Origin of the sequence: Nostoc sp. (genome assembly GCF_036916985.1) — a bacterium.
In the GTDB taxonomy this organism is placed as follows: domain Bacteria; phylum Cyanobacteriota; class Cyanobacteriia; order Cyanobacteriales; family Nostocaceae; genus Nostoc.
Map to the genome: position 1 here is coordinate 24,907 of NZ_JBALFD010000065.1, position 8,022 is coordinate 32,928.

At 40.9% G+C, this 8,022-nt stretch carries 7 protein-coding genes and 1 pseudogene; all 8 read right to left on the reverse strand.

Features of this window, described 5'->3' with window-relative positions; translation table 11 throughout:
* Nucleotides 1-82: 82 nt before the first annotated feature.
* On the reverse strand, nucleotides 83-325 hold the full coding sequence (locus V7L07_RS21885) for a hypothetical protein (protein WP_179063548.1): 243 nt from the start codon (nucleotides 323-325) through the stop codon (nucleotides 83-85).
* A 214-nt stretch (nucleotides 326-539) separates the two neighbouring features.
* Entirely contained in the window at nucleotides 540-812 is a 273-nt protein-coding gene (locus V7L07_RS21890) for a hypothetical protein (RefSeq protein WP_335060991.1), read from the reverse strand.
* 300 nt (nucleotides 813-1,112) lie between these two features.
* Complete coding sequence (locus V7L07_RS21895) at nucleotides 1,113-4,232, reverse strand: MFS transporter (protein WP_335060992.1); 3,120 nt, start codon at nucleotides 4,230-4,232, stop codon at nucleotides 1,113-1,115.
* A gap of 497 nt (nucleotides 4,233-4,729) precedes the next feature.
* Entirely contained in the window at nucleotides 4,730-4,867 is a 138-nt protein-coding gene (locus V7L07_RS21900) for a hypothetical protein (RefSeq protein WP_335060993.1), read from the reverse strand.
* A pseudogene (locus V7L07_RS21905) lies at nucleotides 4,868-5,939 on the reverse strand (ISKra4 family transposase). It lies immediately after the preceding gene.
* Nucleotides 5,940-6,020: 81 nt separating this feature from the next.
* A complete protein-coding gene (locus tag V7L07_RS21910) occupies nucleotides 6,021-6,764 on the reverse strand; it encodes an alpha/beta fold hydrolase (RefSeq protein ID WP_335060994.1) in 744 nt (247 codons plus the stop codon).
* A 104-nt stretch (nucleotides 6,765-6,868) separates the two neighbouring features.
* A complete protein-coding gene (locus V7L07_RS21915) occupies nucleotides 6,869-7,483 on the reverse strand; it encodes a hypothetical protein (RefSeq protein WP_335060995.1) in 615 nt (204 codons plus the stop codon).
* A 110-nt stretch (nucleotides 7,484-7,593) separates the two neighbouring features.
* Nucleotides 7,594-8,022: WD40 repeat domain-containing protein (locus tag V7L07_RS21920; protein WP_335060996.1), on the reverse strand; the 429-nt coding region annotated here is incomplete at its 5' end.

Below are 8,022 nucleotides of genomic sequence, written 5' to 3' on the forward strand. Positions count from 1 at the left end.
GCTTTGCAAGTCTTATTTAGCAACAAGTTTTACCTATAAGAGGCTAACAACCCAAGTAGGGTTGTTAGCCTCTATTCAGATATTAAACTCTTACATTTACATATCGAGCAGGAACTCTAACCTTAACCCATCTGTTACCACGTCGTACTGTTTCCCAATGTGCAGGAATTAACTTTCGTTGATATCGAGCAACAACAGGTTTACGCACAACAGCAGCTCTATGAACATTGGGTCTGACAATTATTTCTGCTGCTGATGCTTGTGAGGGCAAGGAGGAAATTGCAAATGGTAGAGCAAGTAATGTACCTAATAAAATACGTTTCATGTTCAAATCTCCATCAATTATTTAACTTGAGTTTGCTGCACAGCTTCATTGATTTGCTGTATTGCTCTCAGTTTAAAATACTGAATAAGAAGATACAGGGTAATAAAGTCACAATTTAAGTATGACTTTATTCACATTTTAGACTTTGGATAAAAAAGATGAGTTCAGTAACACCTCTCATGCCTGGTATTAATTATTATCTATAATCTTGTAATTACTGAATTTTTAAGACGATAATACCAATCAATACAGCAAGACCTAATGCTCTGCGAAAATAGTTAACGCCTTGAAATAGTTCCAGCCACGCCCAAGTAAACAACGAGCCATTTGCCAGAACGTCTAACACTGTATTGATTTTCCCAGTTGTAAAAATTAGAGTTAGTAAACTAGCTACTATCCAAAGAATAAGTGGTGGGTTTGGCATTTCAGCCAAAACAATTTTGCCATTGCTGTCACGGAAGGTTTTATCAAATAATGTATTTTGCATTCTTTGAATTGCTTGCTACTTAGGTAAAAATTCTTAACTTGCAAAAAATACGGGGCGTTCTATTGAGAATAGGCTGAGGATTTATTGCAAATTATCTAATAATATTAAAACATTCAGACAAATATCTTTTCAATTATCTAATGGCTGAGATTAGAGCGGTAAAGTATATTCATATATGATTATATTGAAAGGCATACTCAGATGAAATTGCCAATATATTTCAGGATAAATGACATCCCAAACATAGAAAAGCCTCCTAGTGTTAGGAGGCTTAAAAATTAGCGGAGACAACTTGTTTAACTACAGCTTAACTACAGCGATCGCTCCTCCTAATGCAGAGAAAAAGGCGGAAACGGATGCTGTGGCAAACAACCACCATGCTGCTGTAGCTGCGGCTTTGCGGGTTTCTTCTGCTTGGCGCTGTGCTTGATGTTTCACCTGTTCTAGGCGGCGTTGGGCTTCATGCTGTATGCGTTCTGCACGTTGCAAGACAGTGTTGCGTGCCCGTTCAATTTGGTCGATGATCCGGTTGGCATCTTCCTCGGAGATGTCCTCACGAGAACTCATAATTGCCACTAGGGTATCACGATCAAAGGAGGAGAGGCGATCGCGCAGAGCATCAAATCCTGCTTGAGGATCGTCAAAAAATGTGCGAACATCGCGCTTAATACTATCATAGTTAAGTTCTGGGCGATCCAGAGAGTTGAGATAGTTACGGATACGAGCAAAAATCCCATCAATTGCATCTTGAATGCCTCGTTGGATGTTCCGCACTTGTTCGACAAATTGATCCTTTACGGATACGATGCTATCGGCAATCCGCGCTGCTTCTTCATCAGAAATATCTTCCCGAATTTTCAGCAGGGCGATGATAGTACCACGGTCAAACTGAGAAAGGCGATCGCTAAAACTTTCTACCCCAACTCGCGGATCGTGCAACAGTAATTGCAAGTCGCGTTTGATACCTTCAGGATTGAGTTCTTCTTTGCCAGTTTGACGCAGATACTCTTCTAGATAACCTTTGAATGTTTCCACTCTTTGTTGTGTACGGCTAGCTAGACGACGAGGCGCACGCACAAAATTGCGAATCGAAGTTTGGGTAGAATCAATGATTTCATTAACTTGTTCTTCACTCAAGTCTTGGCGTTGACTGAGTAATTTCACCAGTGTATCCCGGTCTACCTGCGACAACCGACGGCGCAGGGCGACGGCTCCCTCTTTGGGATTTTCAAACAATTTGGTCAAATCTCGCTGAATACCTTCAGGATTCAGTTCTTGTTTACCAGTGTTTCGTAAGTAATCTGCGATCGTTGTCGTTACCGAGTCGTATTGCTCTTTCGCTTTATCGACTACAGCTTGGGGTGTGTGGCGAATATTATGCCATGACTCCTCAGTAGCATTGATGATTTGATTAACTTGATCTTCACTCAAATCTTCTCGCTGACTCAACAATTGCACTAAGGTATCGCGGTCAAAGCGAGATAAGCGCGCCCGAATTGAGGTAATCCCAGCTTGCGGATCTTCCAGTAGCTTTTTGAAGTCGGCGCGGATAGCATCAGGATTCAGTTCTGATTTGCCAGTGTTACGCAGATATGATTCTACATTCAGCCACAGGGTTTCTGCCTGATATTGTGCCTGTTCTGCTAATCCTTTGGATTCTACCAAGACGCGATCGCGTTGTTTTTCTAACTCGTCGAGAATGCTGTCTACTTCATATAGCTGGACATCATTACGTTGTAGCAATATCTCCCGAATTTCTTGGCGTTCAATGTGAGCCAATCGCAATGTCAGGGTTTCATAATCTGCTTCTGAGTCTGCCAGCAGTGGTTTGAAATTCTGCTCAATGCCTTCGGGTGTCAAATCTGCCTTGGGAGTAACAAGCAGATAACTTTCTACTGCGCGCTGCAAGTCTTGGACTATATCTCTTTCTTCAATAGCTCTGACTGTTATTAGCACTTCTTGGCGAACAGTTTCTAGCTGATTTGCAATGCGCTGAATTTGACTTTGGGTAAGCAATCCCCGTTGTTGCAAAATTTTGGCGAAATCATTGCGTGATAGTCGTTCTAGTTCCCTACGGACAATTCCAGGGTCGGCTGCTGGGTCATATATGACATCATGAAATTCCTGGGCAATTCTTTCTGGACTCAGTTGCCAAGCATAAGTATTGTACAGGTAGTTTTCGACATCAGCCCGAATTGGGCTATAGGGTTGTGATGGTGTGGGCAACCCTAGCTTATCTGCTTGTTCGGTGACTTTATCTTTGGCGCTGGTGAGAGTACCCAAGATTTTTTCGACATCCAAATCAGACAAATCTGTGCGTCCTAACACAATGCCAGTTAAGGCAGATAATCCTTGCTGGAGTGTACTTTGAATTGGCCCGGTAGCTGCCTTTTGACCAGATTCTTTGGAACCACGGTTTTCTGCTAACAACCGTTCTAGCTTGGTGTTGAGTTCATCTGTTTTGCTTTGTCCAGGTGGGAGTGATTTCAGATAATCGATTAACTCACCCAAACGGTCTTCGGTGGCTGGTTGCTGACTTACCACTTGCTGCCAAACTTTAAATAAAGTATCAGCAATGCGGCTAACATCTTTTTTAGAAAGATCGGTGCGACTGCTGACTAACTCGATAAATTTTTGGCGATCGATGTTGCGGATATCTGGAGTGCCGGCGATCGCTTTTAATTGCGGATCGTTGAGTAGATTTTCAAAATCGCTCCGAATCTTCGACACATCGAGTTCTGGAGGACGAATCTTTTCTAAGTAATCTTCAATGTTTTCCCGGATACTCGCGGGGTCGATGGCGCTTCCGAGTTCTCGACGGATAGCGGCGGCGGCGGCTTCTGCTGTGGCTACCACTTGGTTATTTACAGCTTTAGCACCCAAGGCGGCGGTAGCAGTCCCCATAATCGCCTGAAATCCAGATGTTGCTGTATTGACAACTGAGCCGATTAAGGAACCTACGGTGGTGGAACTGACCCAAACGAGGATCAGGAAGTAAGCACCCCAAATCACCAAACCGAGAATCGCTCCCAAGGTTGGATCTAAGATTACCAGGCTCAATTTTACCGCCAGGAAAGAAGCGATTAATAAGGCGATCGTCACAGTGACTAATGTCCAAATCCCGACTGCTGTGCCGATTTTGCGAATACTGCCACCTAAACTTCCGACTTCCCCATTATCTGAATCCGAGTCAGATGAGTGCCCCAGGTAGGAAATACCGGCTGCAAGGGAGAGATTAGTGAGAACTAATTGGAAAGCAAAGGCTAGAATCACACCGGAGATTAAAGCCACAAAAAAGCGCGGCCCGGAAGTGAGAACCGATGCCTGTGCTGGCGTGATATTTGAGGCATCTACTTGAGTCTGTGCCACCCATAGTAGTGGTTTGTAGAGTCCCACCATGATTTCCGTACTTTGGAGCATTGGATTTCCTTTTTCTAAGTTTAAAATTGGGGAATTAAGAATTTCTTGAGAAGCAAATCTTAGTATTTATTGTTTTTACCTATGGCAATTACCTAACTCTTTAGATCAGAATCGTAGAATTTAGCTGTTTAAAGCATCTCTCTAAGGGTTGAAATCCTCATCCAGCGAAAGATATAACTTTTTACCATCTCTTGGTAAAAATATTAATTAAATTAGCATATAGACATTAAATACATGCTGTTGATTTTTAATTTTTAATTGCTTGTTTATAGCAATTTGTTTTGATTAAATTGATTATTATATTTACTATCTTTTATCACCCTCTATAGGTGAATCCGCTTGGGTTAGGAACGTAGACCCAAAATTTCAAGGGATTTGTTGGGTTACGCTTTGCTTCACCCAACCTACAATTTTTATTAATCCAAGCGTATTGCTCTATAGGTGGATTTTTGTTGATTATCGTCTACAATATAAAAGCTCGGCTTTCAAGATAGTTGCTATAAATCGATGCGATTCCACTCCGTAAAAGCTTCTATAAAATACTTACAAATAACAGCGATCGCATTTGCTGATTTGTATACATCTTCATCACTAGTAAAAAACCATCCGGGAGCATCCACTTTTGGCAGAAACACTCAAATAGCAAGTAAACCATTCAGATAAGCTTAAGCGTTCAGAAAGAATTTGGTTGACACTGCCAACATTCCACTGTGCGCCAGAAATTTTCATCCTAGCTTCAATCTGTTTAATAGCAGACTCGACTGCACCAGAACCAATAGAACAAAGTTGTTCAGCTTGATAATAGCTATAGTTGACAATACGGGAGCAATGTTTTTCGAGGTAAGCGATGAAGTTCTTAGCTTGTTTGCCTCGGCAATTATGAAATAAAGCTTTAGCTTCTTCAATTTGACCCTGCCATAAAAGAGTTTCAGCTGTTTTGAGTCGCTTTAAAGAACCACCCACCGATGTATTGATTTTCCTTGAGATGATACCAATCTAAAATTTCCCAACGCTCAAAATTCTCACTTTTACCAAACTCTTTGACGAGATTCCATACACCATCATGACCATCTCCTAAGCAGACTAACGGGTTAACTAGACGCTGGCTATTGACATAATCAATTAATGATTGATTGTCATCAAAAAACGCACCATAGTAAATCCCTTGCAGACGAACCGTTTTATAGTCTCGCCAGTGACAGCCTGCTTTCGGCTTACCTCTAAGTCGAACTTTTCCTCCATCTACGCTTACTTCTGAAATTGATTGTAATGCTACGGGTAGTTGAAAATCTTGTGACAGCACTAGTTTTTGTTGCGTTGAGTGACCAACTTTCACTCCTGTTAATGCCTCAATCTCGATTTCTGCTTTTTGATATGATTCATTGGCTGATAGCCTCAAACAACACTTTTGAAGTAATGGACTTAACCTACTTCTTGCTTTTAAACCTAGTCTTTGTAGCTGTTTGGCTTTAAGAGTCAATTCCCCTACTAGGCTTTTAATCTTCCTGGTTTTACCTACTTTTGTTCCAGTTTTTTGTTCGATAAAAAAAGGGCTATTTCTGGACTGACTAGTTCTAATACTTGACTGCGAAATGTTTTTTCTATGCCTTCGAGGTCTGTCAGCTTACTTTTGTCTGCTTCTTCATACAGCAGTTTTGACAATTCTTGTAAGCAGGCTTTGATCCGTTCTTGTTTCTCTTGGTTCATTGTCAGCGATCGCACAGGGTTATTTATCTTTACATTTTCCCATAAATGATAAATCTTCCAAAACTGGATGCTCCCAAACAATTAATCACTAGTTAATATTGAAGCAAGAAGTTCAGGACAAGACAGATGTGGGCAATGTCCAGAATGTAGTTCGATGGCATCGACTCCTAAGCGCTTGCGTGCGGCGTAGCGTGACCATGTAGGAGATATTATTCGGTCATTGCTACAAACAATATATTTACGCTCTACATTTGGCAAAGCTTTTAGAGGATTCGTTTCAAAAATATATGCCATAGATTGTTGTGAACGACTTTTCGAGATTGCCCACTGTGTTACATCTGGTTGACAATCATGAAAGAAAAACTCCCTTAATACTGCTTCGTCTGAATAATCTTTGCCTACGGAAGCTGATTCATACATATCAGGCTCATCATAGAACTGTTCGAGTTTACTTTGGTCTTTTGGCTGGTAATTGAATGATTTGAGTGTATCAGAATCAAGACGATGAGAAAATTGGTCGAGTGTACTGACTCCAGGATAGGGGAGTAGCGCCGCCACAAACACTAGTTGACGCACTTTTACCGCTTCCGCAACCAAGGGAATGATAGTACCAGCCATTGAGTGACCGACTAAAACAATATCATCATCAGTTTTGGGCAGCGCTTGAATTACTACATCTGCAAATTGGGACAAAGTAGCAGATGCATTTTCAATTGGTAAATCCATTGCTACAGTTTTGTGACCCTGTGCTTCTAAGTAGGGAATTAGCAAATCCCAACACCAAGTAGCTTGAAAAGCACCGTGAACTAGACAATATAAACTCATATCAATTGAATAGTGGTAATGGTGGACAAGTTTTTTAACTTCTCTTATTTTTTAGCAAATTTTTAACCTTGACCAGGTAAATTACATTAGCAAGTGCTATATATTCAAACAGCAGTTAAAACAGGCTGAAAAGGCTGCAATAAAATACCCAAAATCTTATCAACTTCTTTAATATAGTACTCAGTCAAATCTATATAAACAGTCGTCTCTTCTAAAAATAAAAACTTCCAGTTAGTTCCACTAGTAACTGATCCATAAATCCGCCCAACTTCATTGCCTTGATTTTGATTGAACAACTGTGCTGCAATCATTGCCGCTACACATTGACCCAGACCGCCGATAATATCTTCCTTTTTCGCTTCAAAAATAAACATTACTGGAGCAGAAATAAATAATTGCTCCTGGGAATTGCTGATAATGTAATCGCAAAAGCCTTGCAAGCCTTGAGTTGCATCAACATTAAATTCATTTCCAGAAAATAGGGAGATTTTATTATTTAATAATCGTCTGACCTCTGCGAGAATTGGTGCGATTAGAAACTCTGATCTAGCTTTTTCGGTTGAAATTGCAGTTGCTAAAGGAATGTAATCTATTAAAATCGTTCTGAGAGTTTCTGATGGTGTAACAGGTTTTGTATCAGCAAATAAATTCCGAGTTTCATCAAGTGTTAAATCAAAACTCTTTTTCACCTTGGCGAGACTAAAATCGCTGTATGCCATCCTTCTACCTTGTGATTATTTATAGCAGTTCTCGTTTGGATGCAACACCTTTGACCTCTCTCCAAACCTCTCTCCTCTTAGGAGAGAGGCTTTGAATCTTACTCACCTTCTTACTCCCCTTCCCTTGCAGGGAAGGGGCTGGTGGTTAGGTCTGTCTTACCTTGATTCGCCAACTCTTTTGCTCTCGCCTGGGAATCAAACTTTAATTTATTATCCCACTGCTGCGCTTTGCCAAACTTTTCAACAGCGCCATTAATATCATCATTTCGGGCTAACTTCTCGCCTTGGATAACTAACACTGTCGCCCCTTGCACTAACCGCGATCGCGTTTGGCATGATTGCAACTCTTCTAAAACTTCTGGATGGCCAATGAAGTAATTATTTAGTAAGTTGCAACCACTGAGTAATAAATTATCGAAATCCAAATCCCATAAAATTATTGTCTTGTCACCACTAGCAGAAGCTAACTGTTGTCCATTGGGGCTGTAGGTGACGCTATTGACCGAACTCCTATGACCAGTCAGAGTTTTGAGGAGTTG